The organism is Bacteroides sp. QWL-09 (assembly GCF_058683585.1).
This window is the reverse complement of the sequence record NZ_CM178748.1, coordinates 3,073,316-3,089,411: the sequence shown is the minus strand read 5'-3', so window position 1 is coordinate 3,089,411 and position 16,096 is coordinate 3,073,316. Positions and strand designations below refer to the sequence as shown.

Annotated in this window: 19 protein-coding genes; 2 read left to right on the top strand and 17 right to left on the bottom strand. The window is 39.2% G+C overall.

Annotated features, from left to right (window positions below; all coding sequences use genetic code 11):
• Positions 1–7: 7 nt before the first annotated feature.
• The 9 genes from AC4PG5_RS12375 to mnmA form a co-directional block, all read right to left on the bottom strand.
• Positions 8–787: an acid phosphatase gene (locus tag AC4PG5_RS12375; RefSeq protein WP_492029167.1), complete on the bottom strand. Its 780-nt coding sequence runs from the start codon at positions 785–787 to the stop codon at positions 8–10.
• A gap of 440 nt (positions 788–1,227) precedes the next feature.
• Positions 1,228–2,334, bottom strand: coding sequence for an Mrp/NBP35 family ATP-binding protein (locus AC4PG5_RS12370; RefSeq protein ID WP_492029166.1), 1,107 nt, complete (start codon positions 2,332–2,334; stop codon positions 1,228–1,230).
• 22 nt (positions 2,335–2,356) lie between these two features.
• On the bottom strand, positions 2,357–3,115 hold the full coding sequence (trmB, locus tag AC4PG5_RS12365) for a tRNA (guanosine(46)-N7)-methyltransferase TrmB (protein WP_492029165.1): 759 nt from the start codon (positions 3,113–3,115) through the stop codon (positions 2,357–2,359).
• On the bottom strand, positions 3,115–3,924 hold the full coding sequence (locus AC4PG5_RS12360) for an MBL fold metallo-hydrolase (protein ID WP_492029164.1): 810 nt from the start codon (positions 3,922–3,924) through the stop codon (positions 3,115–3,117). The genes trmB and AC4PG5_RS12360 overlap by 1 nt, the downstream gene beginning before the upstream one ends.
• Positions 3,925–3,935: 11 nt before the next feature.
• The gene (locus AC4PG5_RS12355; protein ID WP_492029163.1) at positions 3,936–4,955 is read right to left on the bottom strand and encodes a branched-chain amino acid aminotransferase; all 1,020 of its coding nucleotides are present in this window, start codon (positions 4,953–4,955) and stop codon (positions 3,936–3,938) included.
• 52 nt (positions 4,956–5,007) lie between these two features.
• Positions 5,008–5,214, bottom strand: a complete 207-nt coding sequence (xseB, locus tag AC4PG5_RS12350) for an exodeoxyribonuclease VII small subunit (protein ID WP_492029162.1) — start codon at positions 5,212–5,214, stop codon at positions 5,008–5,010.
• Between the two features lie 45 nt (positions 5,215–5,259).
• Positions 5,260–6,489 carry an exodeoxyribonuclease VII large subunit gene (xseA, locus tag AC4PG5_RS12345; protein WP_492029161.1) on the bottom strand — a complete coding sequence of 410 codons (1,230 nt, stop codon included), beginning with the start codon at positions 6,487–6,489 and terminating at the stop codon, positions 5,260–5,262.
• Between the two features lies 1 nt (position 6,490).
• Positions 6,491–7,858, bottom strand: coding sequence for a S8 family peptidase (locus AC4PG5_RS12340; protein WP_492029160.1), 1,368 nt, complete (start codon positions 7,856–7,858; stop codon positions 6,491–6,493).
• Positions 7,859–7,888: 30 nt separating this feature from the next.
• Complete coding sequence (gene mnmA, locus AC4PG5_RS12335) at positions 7,889–8,980, bottom strand: tRNA 2-thiouridine(34) synthase MnmA (RefSeq protein WP_492029159.1); 1,092 nt, start codon at positions 8,978–8,980, stop codon at positions 7,889–7,891.
• Between the two features lie 148 nt (positions 8,981–9,128).
• Between mnmA and AC4PG5_RS12330 the strand changes: the two genes are divergently transcribed.
• Positions 9,129–10,001 (top strand): exodeoxyribonuclease X C-terminal domain-containing protein, encoded by an 873-nt coding sequence (locus AC4PG5_RS12330; RefSeq protein ID WP_492029158.1) that lies wholly within the window; start codon positions 9,129–9,131, stop codon positions 9,999–10,001.
• Positions 10,002–10,015: 14 nt separating this feature from the next.
• Here AC4PG5_RS12330 and ispF read toward each other — a convergent pair whose 3' ends face one another.
• The 3 genes from ispF to AC4PG5_RS12315 are packed head-to-tail and all read right to left on the bottom strand — an operon-like array spanning position 10,016 to position 11,785.
• The gene (gene ispF / locus AC4PG5_RS12325; protein WP_492029157.1) at positions 10,016–10,495 is read right to left on the bottom strand and encodes a 2-C-methyl-D-erythritol 2,4-cyclodiphosphate synthase; all 480 of its coding nucleotides are present in this window, start codon (positions 10,493–10,495) and stop codon (positions 10,016–10,018) included.
• Between the two features lie 13 nt (positions 10,496–10,508).
• Complete coding sequence (locus AC4PG5_RS12320) at positions 10,509–11,123, bottom strand: fumarylacetoacetate hydrolase family protein (protein ID WP_492029156.1); 615 nt, start codon at positions 11,121–11,123, stop codon at positions 10,509–10,511.
• Positions 11,120–11,785: a redox-sensing transcriptional repressor Rex gene (locus AC4PG5_RS12315; RefSeq protein WP_492029155.1), complete on the bottom strand. Its 666-nt coding sequence runs from the start codon at positions 11,783–11,785 to the stop codon at positions 11,120–11,122. Before AC4PG5_RS12315 ends, AC4PG5_RS12320 begins: the two co-directional genes overlap by 4 nt.
• Before the next feature lie 238 nt (positions 11,786–12,023).
• Between AC4PG5_RS12315 and AC4PG5_RS12310 the strand changes: the two genes are divergently transcribed.
• Entirely contained in the window at positions 12,024–12,374 is a 351-nt protein-coding gene (locus AC4PG5_RS12310; protein ID WP_492029154.1) for a translation initiation factor, read from the top strand.
• Between the two features lie 59 nt (positions 12,375–12,433).
• Here the strand turns inward: AC4PG5_RS12310 and tsf are convergent, their stop codons facing one another.
• From tsf to AC4PG5_RS12285, 5 genes are all read right to left on the bottom strand, one after another.
• The gene (tsf, locus tag AC4PG5_RS12305; RefSeq protein WP_492029153.1) at positions 12,434–13,258 is read right to left on the bottom strand and encodes a translation elongation factor Ts; all 825 of its coding nucleotides are present in this window, start codon (positions 13,256–13,258) and stop codon (positions 12,434–12,436) included.
• Between the two features lie 118 nt (positions 13,259–13,376).
• Positions 13,377–14,213 (bottom strand): 30S ribosomal protein S2, encoded by an 837-nt coding sequence (rpsB, locus tag AC4PG5_RS12300; RefSeq protein WP_492029152.1) that lies wholly within the window; start codon positions 14,211–14,213, stop codon positions 13,377–13,379.
• A gap of 127 nt (positions 14,214–14,340) precedes the next feature.
• Positions 14,341–14,727 carry a 30S ribosomal protein S9 gene (rpsI, locus tag AC4PG5_RS12295; protein ID WP_492029151.1) on the bottom strand — a complete coding sequence of 129 codons (387 nt, stop codon included), beginning with the start codon at positions 14,725–14,727 and terminating at the stop codon, positions 14,341–14,343.
• A 7-nt stretch (positions 14,728–14,734) separates the two neighbouring features.
• Positions 14,735–15,196: a 50S ribosomal protein L13 gene (rplM, locus tag AC4PG5_RS12290; RefSeq protein WP_492029150.1), complete on the bottom strand. Its 462-nt coding sequence runs from the start codon at positions 15,194–15,196 to the stop codon at positions 14,735–14,737.
• Positions 15,197–15,499: 303 nt separating this feature from the next.
• Entirely contained in the window at positions 15,500–15,994 is a 495-nt protein-coding gene (locus AC4PG5_RS12285; protein ID WP_492029149.1) for a DUF4488 domain-containing protein, read from the bottom strand.
• Positions 15,995–16,096 lie beyond the last annotated feature (102 nt).

Sequence of the window (16,096 nt, the reverse complement as noted above, 5' to 3'; positions counted from 1 at the left end):
TGTATTATTATTTTCTTTCACTAGGTTTCACAGCACCTGCCTTCTTCAATCTTGCAAATTCATCTTTAGCCTTTTTCAACTGCGACATAAATGCTTCGTTCGAGTGTAGACGCGCAACAACGGCACTCGCTACAATTCGAGCAGCATCAACATCACTCTGGAAGTGATAACCACAAATCACACGACTTTGTCCCATCTCAAAACCTCTCTTCAAAATTTCATTTTGTCTGTTAGGATTGACTTCTGATAACACAAGTGCAGTAGCCCAACCAATTGAGGTATGTCCCGATGGATATGAACCATTGGTTGATAGTTCGGCTTGTTGCTCAGGGTTGCAAGTCATCTCTTTAAAGAAGCTAAACGGACGAACACGCATGTAGTGTTTCTTTGCATGACGTGTTGCTAAATCACCTGCATCTTCTCTCATATTAATGACCAATTTGTGAATTTCCGGAGTCTTTTCTTTAGAGATCTCAATGCCAAATGCTTCTGAAAAAGCAAAAGGTACTCCATTACCATCTACACGTGCATCTTGTGCCGCTTGGTCTCCTCTTGGAGTGTCTCTTTGTAGTTTTCCCCAATCGTATTGTGCTTTGTCATACAAGAACAAAATACTATTGGCTGCGGGAGGAGGAGGAAGCAATTCTAAACTATTTGCAACTTCCGACTCTTCTAAATAATAAAGGTCTGGATTAGTTCGTCTATCTTTAATTTTTTTCTCTTGCGCAAATAAGCTCAATGAAATAAATACGGATAATAATAGAAGTAAGGAAAATCTTGTTTTCATAATAATGTTGGTTTTAAACGTTAATAATATTTTCTCTTGTAAGTTTCGAATTGGCAGACTTGATCTACATCAATTCGTGGTCAAAAATATCTTAAACGTCTGTCCTCACTCATCTTTTTTTCATCCTTTTCCATCCTTTTTTATCCTAAAAACGTCCTAAATGCTTTTATATAAAGATAATAGGTTATAAAAGCAATCCCCTAACCTCATAAACCGCAAATTCACCCAAAACTCCACATCAAAACAAACGACTTATGATTTATAAATCATTTAATCGCTATTCACCAATTAGTAACTAGATCATTTCAAAAAGGAAAAATCATTAGAGTTTAAAGGCAAGATAAAAGATACGATAAAAACCATTGGCAGGTTAAGTTGACATATCAGCTTAACCGACCAATGGTTTATCAAGACACGACTGTGCTCTTGCTAAATCTATTTTATTTATGTAACTCTACAATTTGGGTTGGTGCTTTTTCAATATTTCTGCGATCAACTTGACGAACAACACTAGCCGCCAAAGAAAGGAAAGCACGTCCGGTTATGGTATTTTCATCCAAAGCGACCGGAGTTCCTTTATCCCCATTTTCACAAATACTTTGTACAATAGGAATCTGTCCCAACAAAGGCACATTCATTTGCTCAGCTAAACGCTTCGCACCTTCCTGACCAAAAATATAGTATTTATTTTCCGGCAATTCGGCTGGAGTAAACCAGGCCATATTCTCAACCAAGCCTAAAATAGGAACATTCACTTTATCGTTCGTAAACATGTTGATTCCTTTACGGGCATCGGCTAAAGCAACTTCTTGAGGAGTACTAACCACAATAGCGCCAGTCATAGCCAACGTTTGGACTACAGTTAAATGAATATCGCTTGTTCCTGGAGGCAAATCGATTAAGAAATAGTCGAGTTCTCCCCAATCGGCATCAGCAATCAGCTGCTTTAAAGCATTGCTTGCCATACCGCCTCTCCATAAAGTCGCTTGATCGGGATCAACAAAAAATCCGATGGATAACAATTTCACACCGTATTTTTCGATCGGAATGATCACATCACGGCCATTAATCTTTTCAGCATAAGGACGTGCGTCTTCCACTTGAAACATCTTAGGCATAGAAGGGCCGAACACATCGGCATCAAGTAAACCGACCTTGTAGCCAAGCTTGGCTAAAGCAACAGCCAGATTGGCTGAGATCGTCGACTTTCCTACCCCACCTTTGCCAGAGGAGATACCAACAATATTCTTAACCTGCGGCAATAGTTTTCCAACTTCCGGACGAGCGGTCTGTATCGTTTTCACACCGATATTACCCACAATCTCTACATCTTTGCCAACATAAGTCAAGATAGCTGTCTCCGCAGCTTTAATAACCGACTTCATAAATGGGTCGGTCGGCTTTTCAAAAATCAAAGAAAATGAAACTTTCATTCCCTCAATACGAATGTTGTCCTCCACCATTCCGGCCTCAACCAGGTTTTTACCTGTACCCGGATAACGCACTGTTGCCAATGCGTCGAGTATCAATTTCGGATAAAGAGTCATACTTATATATATTATTCTGTAATTATTTACTAGTTTGAAGTCCGCTACGTTTACTACGGTTATAGCTTCGGTAATCGTCAAGTTCAATCTCAACCTCCGGTTCAGTTAACTCACCATTCAGCGGCAAACGGAACTTAATATATTTGATATTTAAACCGCGATCAAGCCATTGTTGTTCATAATAAGTGCGAATTCCTAAAATATCATCGGCACATCCTGAATGATAGAGATCCTCAGTTATGAATTCAACAGGTAGTTGATTATGTTCCAACATATATTTCGTATAGGTGAACATAAAATGGCTATCCGTTTTGACATGAACGAGTCCATTGTCCGCCAAGAAACGACGATAACGTTCCATAAAGTAAGTTGATGTCAAACGCTTGGTAGCCTTTTTCATTTGCGGGTCAGAGAAAGTCAACCAAATCTCACTGACCTCTCCTTGATCAAAGAAACGATCGATAATTTCAATATTCGTGCGTAAAAAAGCAACATTATTCATTCCGGCATTGAGTGATTCTGTTGCCCCACTCCACATGCGCGCACCCTTAATATCGACACCAATAAAATTCTTATCGGGAAACATTTGTCCCAGGCCAACGGTATATTCACCTCGCCCACATCCTAGTTCAAGGACTATCGGATGATCGTTCTTAAAAAATTTCTGATGCCATTGTCCTTTCATGTCGAAAGGCACATTGTCCGCTACTGAATACGGATATTCGAAGACATGCGGATAACTTGCCATGTCGGCAAACTTTTCTAATTTATTCTTTCCCATTATTTAATCGTTTCTACCCAACCTGTATGGTTATAAAACACCTCTTGTTCAAAATCACGATGAAACAGCGCGTATTGATCAACACCCGTACAATGGCAAACACCCAAACGCTTCGGAGTATATTGCTTTAGATAGGCATTGATTGGAGCGTATTTAATGTCCCCAGCCATACGAATGTGAAATCCACCTAAAACCAGGTCAAAAGGTAATTGCGGATAATCAGCTCGTACAACACGTAATATGTTTGTTATGCCACGATGAGAACAAGCACTTAAGACCGATACCGAATGATCACTCTTTAAAACCAGAGCCAACTCATCTTCAAAAGTATCGGGACAGCGATTCCCGTTTTTCTCAATCAAAAATTGTTCAAAATGTGTATCCGTCGGGTCTGTTATAGGCCACTCGGGATAAACATAAACACCCGGTACAATCTCTGTTGTCCGATTAACAAACTGAAAACGTGACTGATCAAAAAGAGAAGAGGATCTCATTCCGTTCTCTCGATCATTTTTAAACTTCCTATAAAAAATATCCTTTTTACAAACAACTTTCGCTTTAGAATTTACTTTCAGAAAATGACGTAAGCCCCCGGTATGATCACGATGTCCATGAGAAAGAATTAAATAATCAACCTGACTCAGATCAATACCCAGCAAACGAGCATTATGTATAAAGAGATCGGACGCACCGGTGTCAAACAACAAACGGCAGTCCGGAGTCTCAACAAACAGGGAAAGCCCATGCTCTCCCTGTAAGCCCTTTCCGTAGACTAAATTCTCTGCAAGGGTTGTTATGCGATAAGTCATTTATTACAAAATTACTCAACAATAGTTACCCAATTATGAACATCAGTTTCATCACCATATTGGATCGCACGAAGTTTGTTATATAGTTTTGTACAAATCGGACCTGGTTTTCCATCTTTAGAAATGACATACGACTTATCATTCTCAAGATCATCAATACGTTGAATCGGACTAATCACCGCTGCTGTTCCACAAGCGCCAGCTTCTTCAAAAGTCAACAATTCTTCTTCCGGTATCGGACGACGTTCAACTTTCAAGCCCAAATCTTCAGCTAATTGCATCAAACTTTTATTGGTGATAGAAGGCAAAATAGATGAAGACAATGGAGTAATGTAGGTGTTGTTTTTAATACCAAAGAAATTGGCAGCACCACATTCATCAATATATTTCTTTTCTTTAGCGTCTAAGTAGAATTCTGCAGCATAACCTAGATCATGTGCTTTTTTACTAGCACGCAAACTAGCTGCATAGTTACCACCAACTTTAAACGTTCCTGTTCCATGAGGAGCAGCACGGTCATATTCGCGGATAATAACATACGGATTAGTTGAGAAACCACCTTTAAAATAAGGTCCAACCGGAGTTACAAACACCACAAACATATATTCATCAGCCGGACGGACACCAACTTGTGCACCTGTACCGATCAATAGCGGACGAATATAAAGAGACGCCCCTGTCTCATAAGGTGGAATGAAACGTTCATTCAGTTTCACAGCCTTTAGAATCGCTTCTTTAAAACGGTCGGTCGACAATTCAGCCATCATGATACCTTGACAAGTCGATTGCAGACGAGCAGCATTTTCTTCCAGACGGAAAATACGTACTTTACCATCTTTACCACGAAATGCCTTTAAGCCCTCAAAAGCTTCCTGACCATAATGAAGACAAGTTGCAGCCATGTGTAGATTAAGGTATTCACTACTGCTGACTTCCAATTCTCCCCACGCGCCATTGCGGAAGTTGATTCTCACATTGTAATCTGTCTTGATGTATCCGAACGACAGATTAGCCCAGTCAATTTCTTTCATATCAATATGTATTAGTTATGCGCTTCACATTATTTCACAAAAATAAGTTTTATTATTCAGACTGCCGCTTTTCTTCCAACAATTTTTCAACTTCTTCATCGGCTTTTGACAATTTTGCCGAACAAAAAGCTATAATTTCATTGGCTTCTTTTATTTTCTCACTCAAAATGTCAATATCCAACTCATTATTATCGATTTGGCGAACAATTTCTTCAAGTCTTCCAATGGCTTGTGAGTAAGTTTCTTTCTTCTTTGCCATAAAAATAAGTCCGTATTTTTTATTAAATCATTGATTAAAAATAAACTATTCTACAATAGAAGTAATTTCTCCACCTTTTACCCGCGTTATCAGTCGATCGCCCGACTGAACGGCAGTCGCATCAGTTAGCACTTTACCATCCTTCAAGGTTAAGCTATACCCGCGTTCCAGCATACGTTGCGGCGATGCATCGGCCATCTTTTGCTTATAAAGTTCAAGACGGTGATGCCCGAACATCAGATTGCGATGAGCTATCTGCCTAAGATCTTTTTTCAAAGCCAGCAGAACCAATCGTTCATTGGATAGGCGTTTAGTAACCACCATAGGCAGACGAGACACCCGTTCTTCCAATCGTCTACGTTCAAAAGCAACTAAATTATAAATTCCATCAACAAACTGTTGAGAGAGCCGCTTGAGTTGTTCATCAGCTCGTGACAGATAAGAAATCAACAATTCCGCTGCCGCCGTAGGCGTTTTTACTCGTGTATGGGCGACCATATCGATAACGGTATCATCTCTTTCATGTCCAATGCCGGTAATAATAGGCAAAGGGAACTGAGCACAAGCCGCAGCCAATAAATAAGTATCAAACCCAGAAAGGTCGGAAGTCGAACCTCCTCCACGAATAATCACCACGACATCAAACTCATGAACACGCTTATTAATCCGATCGAGTGCCTTCAAAACAGATTCTTCAACTTGACTTCCCTGCATATAGGCTTGAAAGAGTTCAATACTGAAAGAGAATCCCAAGTCGTTATCTAACAACTGGCGACAGAAATCACCATAACCAGCTGCGGTCGAAGAAGAGATCACGGCCACTCGCTGAGGAAGCGTTGGAAGACGAAGTTCTTTGTTTAACGTCAACACTCCTTCTTCTTCAAGACAGTGCAGAATTTCCCGACGCTTACGAATTAAATCCCCCACAGTATATGTTGGATCAATATCAAGCACTGTCAAGCTATAGCCATAAAGTTCATGAAACTGAACCGAAACTTTGACTTGTACTTTAATGCCCGAGCTAAAGGCTTGTCCCGTACTCTCCTCAAAATAAGGCCGGATAAGTCGGTAAACATGATTCCATATCATCCCTCGTGCTTTGGCCAATAGATTCTGATTACGAGGATCTTTCTGAATAAATTCCAAATAGCAATGTCCTGTAGCATTACTTCGCACATCACTTAGTTCAGCTTGTATCCAATACTCATCAGGGAAACATTCCTCTAACCCTCTACGAACCAACGTATTTAATTCGAATAATGAAATTGCATTCATCTCATTTCGATTCTTCTTTCACACTCGTATATGCTTTCCAGAAATCGGGCAATCCATATCCGTAGATATTATCAGGAAACACTACTCGATCACCTGCACGTCGAACAACCTCAATCACCTCTTTTGCAGTTAGCTGTGGACAAGCTTGCCAAAGACAAGCCACCATACCACATAAAATAGGAGAAGCAAAAGAAGTACCATTGGCCAACCGTATACAACCATTAGTACCCATCACATTAGCCATGAATCCAACAGCCACTACATCTGGTTTAATACGTCCATCGGCAGTGTTTCCGATAGATGAAAATGTTGCCAACAATCCCTCCTTATTAACAGCTCCTACAGTCAGAACATTCTCGGCATCCCCAGGAGGAGTGATTTTTTTCCATGATCCGGCGCCGGAATTTCCTGCGCTACAAACCAATACCATCCCTTTATCGGCTATTTTAGAGGCTTGACGAGACATTAAAGCATATTGCCCATCCAAATCACGAAACTTATAATTCTTCGAAGCATCGTCAAAAGCATAATAACCCAAGGAGGTATTAATAACGTCCACCCCTACACTATCAGCAAACTCAACGGCTGCCGACCAATAATCTTGTTCAATAAGATTCTCCGAATATTCATCCTCACTCCGTAAAAGCCAATACGATGCTTCTGGAGCAGTACCAATCATGAGATGAGGTTGATTCATTGCCATACACGACAACACCCCCAATCCATGACTGCTCTCCGCAAATAAATCAGCTGTCGGATTCACAAAATCTTTAACGCCTAAGACCTGAATTTTTTTCATTCCTTCAATGCGATCAGCATTATGGAAACCGGCATCAATGACCGCAATGGTCATACCTTGACCTTTAAAGCCGGCTTGATGTAGCTTCTCCCCGCGACTAATTTCTATTTGTCTAGCCGCCAATCCGTAAAAGTCATCTTTACGTTGCGAGTAATCAATCAACGAATCACGTTTCATCGCTTTCTTCACACATAAATTTTTCCAAACCCGTTCTGTAGAACGGACAAAAGGGAGTTTAGTAACCTCAGAGATCAAAGTACTGTCATTACAAGATACAGTCACAAAGTTATCCCATTTGCCTGTTAACATGATATGCACACCAGTTTTTCGGATCTGATCAACATAAACCTTACAAACCGGCAAATCGGTAGAATCAATGCTCAGATGTTGCTTCAAACGCCGTGTTATGGCTTTCTCGGAAAGGAATGCCTCAGGATGGTTCAAACAATAACGAGTTGCGGCTTTATCTTTTAAACGAATTCGATACCTCAACGTATCCGTAGGTGCAAATTGTGCCAATGCATGGATACTTGTGATCAAAACCAATGCGACTAATAGTACTTTTCTCATCTAGAATCTCTCTTTTTATCAAATATAAGGTTAACTGTTCTCTCTATTTTCTTCAGCAATAATTAAGCCTATACCCCGTTGAGAAGAGATAAAAGCGCCTCCAAGCATTCGACACCCATCATAAAACACAGCCGATTGACCAGGAGCTACAGCAGAAGCTTGTTCTCTAAAATGGACCAACAATCGTCCATCATCCAAACGTTTAACTTCACAGGGCAATGGACGACTGCGATAACGGATACGCACAGCCAAAGATTTTGAAGCCAGCAACTCTTCTTCATCAACAATCAAATCTTGCTCAACCAACATGTAGGAGGTCATCAACTGATCAGCATCTCCTAGCATCACCGTATTCTTTTCCGGATTAATTTTCAAAACATAAGCCGGCTTTCCAAGTGCAATCTCCAATCCCTTTCGTTGCCCAATCGTATAATAAGGCGCCCCTTTGTGCTGCCCTAACTTCACCCCCGAAGCGTTCACAAACCACCCCGGTCCAAACTCACGATCCAAATCAGGGTATTGTTCACGCAGAAAATCACGATAATCCCCTTTAATAAAGCAAACTTCCATACTTTCTCCCTCCTTGGATTTGGCTTCGAAACCTTTCTGCCTTAAATACTCGCGAACCTCTATTTTCGTGTATTCGCCAAGAGGAAACAGACAACGTTTCAAAACGTCTTGACTCAATTGCCATAGGAAGTATGACTGATCTTTTTTATCATCTTCGCCTGTTATGATGTAACGTTTCCCATTAGTGTCCTCCAAACGAGCATAATGTCCTGTAGCAATCCAAGCACAATCTAACCGATCGGCCCATTCTTGAAGGATACGGAATTTAAACAAAGGGTTGCACATAACACATGGGTTCGGCGTGCGCCCTTGTCGATATTCATCCACAAAGTTTTTAACAATGATTTGTTTGAAATCAACCCGTTCATCAGCCACATAATGTTCAATGCCAAGTTTCTCAGCCATCTCACGAGCTTCCGGGGGTTCATCTCCCCAAACACGCATAGTAACTCCTACCACCTCATATCCTTGTTCTTGAAGCATCAAGCAAGTAGCCGTACTATCAATGCCCCCGCTTACCCCTACAAGGACGCGTTTATTTCGTTCTTTCATTCTTACTTTCTATGATGTATTCATGCAAATGTAGGGAATTCCAGGTACAAAGCCATATAGAAAAGTGTGATTTTTGATTGTTTTTCATACAATAAAAAAGTAACTTTGATAGATTAAATGGCTTTGTAAGATAAAAAAGAACCTTAAAATGAAAAATAATCCTCACATACCGGGAATTCCTCCAGCAGAACAAAGCCTATTATATGCAAAACTGAATGAGTATAATCGCAACAAAGCATCCTTCAAAGAGGTTGGGATTTATTTCGTTGTGCTTCCTCGACCTAATCATCCCAATTACTCACTTTGGTTTTACTCCCCCTTAGTCGAACGTCAGTGCATCCTCTATATCGATGAGTTGTCGAATGACATTTACCAATCGTTACGCTCTGCAAGCACAATGCTCTATTATTCGCGTCGCAGCATCATCATTGCGGAATACAATGCCAAACGAATGTGTACAAATAGTGATGATCTCATTGGATTTGGAAAGTATCAGGGGCATTTTATACATGAGATTTTTCGGATAGATCCCTCCTATTTATCTTGGATCGTCTACCAATTTAAAGCTCAAAGGCCTAAACAAGAACGATTCCTGCAACTAGTCAAAGCTTACAATTCGGTTCATCAAGATCTCTTGTTAAGAATAAACAAAGCCACAAAACATCAAAGCGAATATATCGGTCAACCGAAAGAGAAGCTCACGAATTTGATTCTAAAGATCATTCGCATTAAGATAGAAGATAACCCATACAAGACGCGAGTTATCGATCAGAGAGAACTTTTTTACATCAAACAAGTGCTCACCTTAATTGATCAATCGGGAAACCTCGTTGTGATTCATTGGCACGCTAAACATCCAAGTGCTAGTTCATGCACTATACCTAGTCTAGAGCATGCATATAGCATCGGTGAAGTACTGTTTGTTAATGCGGCTCACGTATTACGAACCTATATCAGCAATGGTATAAAATACACTCGACTAACTCACGTTAAGCTCAACACCTTTAAGGAAGGGAAATAAATATTTAAAAACACTTACACTCTCATCAGAAGCACAGAAGCATAGGCAGAGATTCCTTCTTCCCGACCGGTAAAACCTAGTTTCTCGGTCGTTGTGGCTTTAATAGAAACATCATCCAAGTCAATCGCCATGACTTCAGACAAAGTTTGCTGCATTAAGGGAATAACTCCTTTCAACTTCGGATGTTCGGCACAAATTGTGGCATCAATATTACCTACCTCATACCCTTTTTCACGAATAAGAGCAACTGTCTCTCGAAGTAAAATCTTACTATCGATATCTTTAAATTCGCCGGCATTATCAGGAAAATGATAGCCGATATCGCGTAAATTAGCAGCTCCAAGCAATGCATCGCAAATGGCATGAATCAAAACATCTGCATCAGAGTGTCCAAGCAAACCTAATTCATGTTCAAGGCGGATACCACCCAACCACAACTCACGTCCTTCAACTAAACGATGGACATCAAATCCAAAACCAACTCTAATTTTCATGACATCAAATCTTTTAACGAATATGAAAATCTAACAACTTTTCATGCTCTAAGTATCCTTCAAGATGCTGTCCAACGGTAACAGGACCTACGCCAACAGGTGTACCCGTAAATAGTAAATCACCAATCTTCAACGTCACAAAACGACTGACATAAGCGATCAGATCATCAACACGATGAATCATATCGGCTGTACATCCCTGTTGCACCGTTACTCCATCAATATCAAGATTAAACTGAAGCTGTTGAATGTCAGCATAGTGTTCAATAGGAATAAATGTGCCTATTGCTGCAGAAGAATCGAAACCCTTGCTTAACTCCCAAGGCAATCCATTTTGTCTATATTTACGCTGTAAATCACGAGCCGTAAAATCGATACCAACCGTCAGGGCATCGTAATACCGAGAGGCAAAACGTGGAGCTATATTCTTGCCTAAACGACAAATCCGAACGACTAACTCAGTCTCATAATGTATTTCAGAAGAAAAGTCCGGAATAAAAAACGGCTTATTATCTTTCAATATAGCCGAGTCCGGCTTCATAAAAATGACTGGTTCATTGTCAACTTGCGTATTACCCAACTCTTGGATATGTTGCGCATAGTTCATTCCTACCGCAATAATTTTCATTCTCTAATTTCGTTAAAGTTCAATCGATTAAACATGACTGCCAAATGAGCGTAAAGCGATGTGTTCTGAACGACAATATCTTCCGGTACACGAATACGGAAAGGTGTAAAATTCCATACGGCTTTTATGCCTCCGTCGACCATATAGTTAGTGATTTGTTGAGCAATCTCAATAGGAACAGTTAGTACACCGATATGCACCCCATATTCACTCATCTTCTCAAGAAATTCATCTGAATGATAAATAGGAATGCCATTTAATGTTGTGCCAACTAAAGCAGGGTTCACATCAAACGCTGCAACAATCTCTAGTCCAAAATGTTTCAAACCGGAATCTCGCAGTAAAGCACCTCCTAAGCTACCCACACCAAATAAAAAAGCTTTATGTATCTCTTTAAAACCTAAAAAATCTTCGAGAACCGTAATCAAGGTATCAATTTCATAACCAACACGAGTACGTCCTGAAATGTTAACATAAGAAAGATCTTTAGCAATCTGAGAAGCATCTATATTTATTTCTTTAGAGATTTGCGTAGAAGAAACGTACCTTTCGCCTCTCTTTTTCAAGAGCTTAACATTTGACAAATACCACGGTAACCTGCGTAAAGTAGGCTCCGGCACCTTTATGGAATCCTTAGACTTTATGTTTGGGAGCGTGGTCATCTAGTTTCATTTTCTAATTATAGCATACAAAAATACGATTTTTTTCTAGAATAGTCGGCGATACTCAATAAGGTTAACATAATTTCTACAAATTTTATTTCAAAATCATTCACAAGAAACTTATCAAAACAAGAAATTTAGCCTCTTAACGATCAAAAAAAGACGAGATATCAGAGTGATCTATTGCAAGATATCGATCAAAATATTACTTTTGAATCGAATCAACAGAACAAGTGATATGAAACAAAATGATTGGAAAAGTCGACTAAATGTAGTGTATTCTACTAATCCAGACTTTAACTACGATAATGAAGAAACTGAAGAACAAGCGACATTAGACGCATCTAACCAAAATCTCAGAGTACAACTAGATAAAAAAAACAGAGGAGGGAAAACAGTCACCCTAATCACAGGATTTATCGGAAGCGATGATGACTTAAAACTACTGGGTAAACTACTGAAAACAAAGTGTGGCGTTGGTGGTAGTGCCAAAGACGGTGAGATCATCGTTCAAGGAGATTTTAAACAAAAGATTATTGATCTCCTTATCAAAGAAGGTTATAAACGCACCAAGGGAGTCGGTGGATAAATAATAAAAAAGGCTATTCGCAATGAATAGCCTCTTTTATTATTTTTATAAGAGTATATTTACTCAGCTCTTAATGTATAACGTTTGAATGCAGTTACAGTCAAATCTTTATCATTAGATTTCAAGTATTCTTCTACTGTCATCTTAGCATCTTGAACATATTCTTGTTTCAAAAGACAAACTTCTTTGTAGAATTTACCAATACGACCCATAGCAATACGTTCGATCATATTCTCAGGTTTACCTTCTTGACGAGCTTTATCTGCAGCGATTTCTTTTTCTTTCTCAAGAACATCAGCAGGAACGTCATTTTCGCTAATAGCGATAGGACTCATTGCGGCAATTTGCATAGCAACTTCATGACCAATCTGAGTGCTCACTTCTTTGTTCAAAACAACCATTGTACAAAGGAAGTTCTTGTTTTGGTGATTATAAACAGCGATAGCAGGACCTTCAACGATAGCATAACCATCTAATTCCATCTTCTCACCAGTAATACCGCTTCTGTCAGTAACAGCCTGAGCAACAGTAATGCCATTGAATGGAAGAGCCAATACTTCATCCAATGTTTGACATTTATTAGCGATAGCTGCATCCAAGATATCTTGAGTCAATTTAACGAAATCTTCATTCTTAGCTACGAAGTCAGTCTCACATTTCAAAGCGATCATAGCGCCTATGCCATTCTCTACTTTTGCAAGAACACAACCTTCAGAAGCATCGCGGTCAGAACGTTTTGCTGCAACAGCTTGTCCTTTCTCACGAATAATCTTCATTGCACTGTCGAAATCGCCATTAGCTTCAGTCAATGCGTTTTTACAATCCATCATACCAGCTCCAGTCATTTTGCGAAGCTTGGTTATATCAGCCATTGTTACAGCCATAATATCTTTCTATTTTAAATGAGTAATTAGTTTCAAAACAAAAAAATGTGCCAATTGCCAATCAATATACAGACGAAAAGACGCCTGTACGTTAGCAAATTGGCACATTATATTTCTATTAAGCCTCTTCGTCTTCTTTCAAGAAAGCAGCAGTCTTAGACGCATTCAAAGCTTCCTCGTCCGATTTGTCAAGTCTTACTTTAGACGATTTTTTCTTTCCTTTGTTTGCAGGAGCTTCACCAGCAGCTTCCATATCGATCTTTTCAGCTTTTCTTTCTTCCAAGCCTTCAGCGATAGCAGCACAGCAAGCTTCCAAGATAACCTCTACAGATTTTGTAGCGTCATCATTTGCAGGAATAATAAAGTCAACGTTTGTTGGATCAGAGTTAGTATCAACGATACCAAATACAGGAATACCCAAACGATTAGCTTCACGAACTGCAATATTTTCTTTCATTACATCAATAACGAATAATGCAGATGGCAAACGAGTAAGGTCCGCGATAGAACCTAATGTTTTGTCCAATTTAGCACGTTGACGAGAAATCTGAAGAACTTCTCTTTTAGAAAGATTTGAATAAGTACCATCGTTAGTTAACTTATCGATAGTAGCCATCTTCTTCACAGCCTTACGGATAGTAGGGAAGTTAGTCAACATACCACCCGGCCAACGTTCAATAACATAAGGCATATTAACCGATCCAGCCTTATCTGATACGATTTGTTTTGCTTGTTTTTTAGTAGCAACAAAAAGGATTTTCTTGCCTGATTTTGCAATTTGTTTCAAAGCCTCAGCAGCTTCGTCTACTTTTGCAACAGTTTTATGAAGGTCAATGATATGAATACCATTGCGTTCCATGAAAATATAAGGAGCCATTGCCGGATTCCACTTTCTCTTAAGGTGTCCGAAGTGACAACCAGCCTCTAATAATGTATCAAAAGTTGTTCTTGACATTTTGTTTTTGTTTAATCGTTTACTTTCTTTTTTGTTTTTCTAAACCAACCGCCGGGTAGTCATCGAATAGAGTCCCGGTAGTTTAGATACTAAACGTAGCACTCTCCAGAGATTCCTCCAGCAGATATTAACGTTTACTGAACTGGAATCTTCTACGAGCTTTCGGACGTCCCGGTTTCTTACGTTCAACAGAACGAGGATCGCGAGTCATGAAGCCTTCAGAACGAAGAGCTGCTTTATCATCAGCATTGATCTTAACCAAAGCACGAGCAATAGCTAAGCGCAAAGCTTGAGACTGACCGGTAAAACCGCCACCGCACAAGTTTACTTTAATATCATATTTTTCAGCAGCAGCCAATTTAGTTAATGGCTGTTTAACTACATACTGAAGAATACTTGATGGAAAGTACTCTGCAAGGTCTCTCTTGTTAATAGTAATCTTTCCTGTACCTTCGCTTACGAATATACGTGCGATCGCACGTTTACGTCTGCCTAATGCATTTACTACTTCCATTTATATCTTATTTATATGAGTTAATATCAATCATTTTCGGGTTTTGCGCATCGTGTTTATGTTCGTTACCTGCATAAACATACATATTACCTAATAATTTAGCACCAAGCTTATTTTTAGGAAGCATACCTTTAACAACTTTTCTCAATAATTTATCTTCACCGTTAGGTTTAGCAATCAAACGGGCAGGAGTAATTTCCTTTTGTCCACCGGGATAACCGCTGTAAGACAAATAGACTCTGTCATTCCATTTATTACCTGTTAATTTAACTTTAGATGCGTTGATAATAATGACATTATCACCACAGTCTACGTGAGGAGTAAAGTTTGGTTTGTATTTACCTCTCAACAATTTTGCAACTTTCGCTCCCAGACGACCTAATGTTTGATCTGTAGCATCAACAATAACCCATTCTTTTGTTACTGTTGCTTTGTTTGCAGAAATGGTCTTGTAACTTAAAGTATCCACTCTTAATTTTGTTTTTAAAATGTTACTACTAAAAAAAAATCTTCACCACACATCAATCTTCCCCGGACAAAGGAATATTAATCTGCTATGAATTAATCTCTTATCCTTTTTTGATAATAATCGGCTTGCAAAAGTACTGCTTTTCTTTGAAACGGCAAAGACTTTAATCCTTTTTTTGGTTTATTCAATTGACAGACAAGGTAAAACTTAAAAGAAGCAGACCAACATAAAGAATTTGTTATCATGAGCATCGAGAAAACGAATGCTCATGATAACAAAGAAAAGAGCGAATAAAACTAAAAATCACGGGATAATATCTCCAGGGAAGATTTCAGGCATTCTCAACCTTTTCCAAGTCTCATAATACCAAGTATTCAGCTCGTTACCATCCACATCTTTCTGAATAAAATATTTCAGATGAAGATAATCACGATCAACGATTTCGAATTCAATCAGGTTATCCTTTTTATCAAGCATCGGCAAACGAATATTTTTCTCGATACTTTCTTTATACAAATGATCGGCTAACTGTTGATAAGTACCATATCCGGTAATAATTGCATCATATCCCGGCCTCAACATAAAATTCACAATCTTACCATCATCGCTCAACACTTTAAACGTATGACTAGGTTTTAATTCTCCCGGTACACCAGGTCGCTCAGACACATAATAACACAACTGCCAGATTCCTTTCAAATCAGCCGGTTTATATGAATCATCATTTCCTTGAGCATAAGCAGCCGGCCCTCCCCACAAGAAAGCCAACAAAACCGTAAATAAAACATGTATTTTCATGGCAGCACAATTTAAAGATTCAACACTCTACTACCATTAAAACAAAAAAAAACTGTTTCAGTTTAAACTAAAACAGTTTTTTTTAAGATATTATAGTCTCTT

What these genes read in the sequence shown, in the direction of transcription:
- AC4PG5_RS12375 (WP_492029167.1), bottom strand. Translation starts at nt 787, where the DNA reads ATGAAAACAAGATTTTCCTTACTTCTATTATTATCCGTATTTATTTCA.
- AC4PG5_RS12370 (WP_492029166.1), bottom strand. Translation starts at nt 2,334, where the DNA reads ATGACTCTTTATCCGAAATTGATACTCGACGCATTGGCAACAGTGCGT.
- trmB (WP_492029165.1), bottom strand. Translation starts at nt 3,115, where the DNA reads ATGGGAAAGAATAAATTAGAAAAGTTTGCCGACATGGCAAGTTATCCG.
- AC4PG5_RS12360 (WP_492029164.1), bottom strand. Translation starts at nt 3,924, where the DNA reads ATGACTTATCGCATAACAACCCTTGCAGAGAATTTAGTCTACGGAAAG.
- AC4PG5_RS12355 (WP_492029163.1), bottom strand. Translation starts at nt 4,955, where the DNA reads ATGAAAGAAATTGACTGGGCTAATCTGTCGTTCGGATACATCAAGACA.
- xseB (WP_492029162.1), bottom strand. Translation starts at nt 5,214, where the DNA reads ATGGCAAAGAAGAAAGAAACTTACTCACAAGCCATTGGAAGACTTGAA.
- xseA (WP_492029161.1), bottom strand. Translation starts at nt 6,489, where the DNA reads ATGAATGCAATTTCATTATTCGAATTAAATACGTTGGTTCGTAGAGGG.
- AC4PG5_RS12340 (WP_492029160.1), bottom strand. Translation starts at nt 7,858, where the DNA reads ATGAGAAAAGTACTATTAGTCGCATTGGTTTTGATCACAAGTATCCAT.
- mnmA (WP_492029159.1), bottom strand. Translation starts at nt 8,980, where the DNA reads ATGAAAGAACGAAATAAACGCGTCCTTGTAGGGGTAAGCGGGGGCATT.
- AC4PG5_RS12330 (WP_492029158.1), top strand. Translation starts at nt 9,129, where the DNA reads ATGAAAAATAATCCTCACATACCGGGAATTCCTCCAGCAGAACAAAGC.
- ispF (WP_492029157.1), bottom strand. Translation starts at nt 10,495, where the DNA reads ATGAAAATTAGAGTTGGTTTTGGATTTGATGTCCATCGTTTAGTTGAA.
- AC4PG5_RS12320 (WP_492029156.1), bottom strand. Translation starts at nt 11,123, where the DNA reads ATGAAAATTATTGCGGTAGGAATGAACTATGCGCAACATATCCAAGAG.
- AC4PG5_RS12315 (WP_492029155.1), bottom strand. Translation starts at nt 11,785, where the DNA reads ATGACCACGCTCCCAAACATAAAGTCTAAGGATTCCATAAAGGTGCCG.
- AC4PG5_RS12310 (WP_492029154.1), top strand. Translation starts at nt 12,024, where the DNA reads ATGAAACAAAATGATTGGAAAAGTCGACTAAATGTAGTGTATTCTACT.
- tsf (WP_492029153.1), bottom strand. Translation starts at nt 13,258, where the DNA reads ATGGCTGTAACAATGGCTGATATAACCAAGCTTCGCAAAATGACTGGA.
- rpsB (WP_492029152.1), bottom strand. Translation starts at nt 14,213, where the DNA reads ATGTCAAGAACAACTTTTGATACATTATTAGAGGCTGGTTGTCACTTC.
- rpsI (WP_492029151.1), bottom strand. Translation starts at nt 14,727, where the DNA reads ATGGAAGTAGTAAATGCATTAGGCAGACGTAAACGTGCGATCGCACGT.
- AC4PG5_RS12285 (WP_492029149.1), bottom strand. Translation starts at nt 15,994, where the DNA reads ATGAAAATACATGTTTTATTTACGGTTTTGTTGGCTTTCTTGTGGGGA.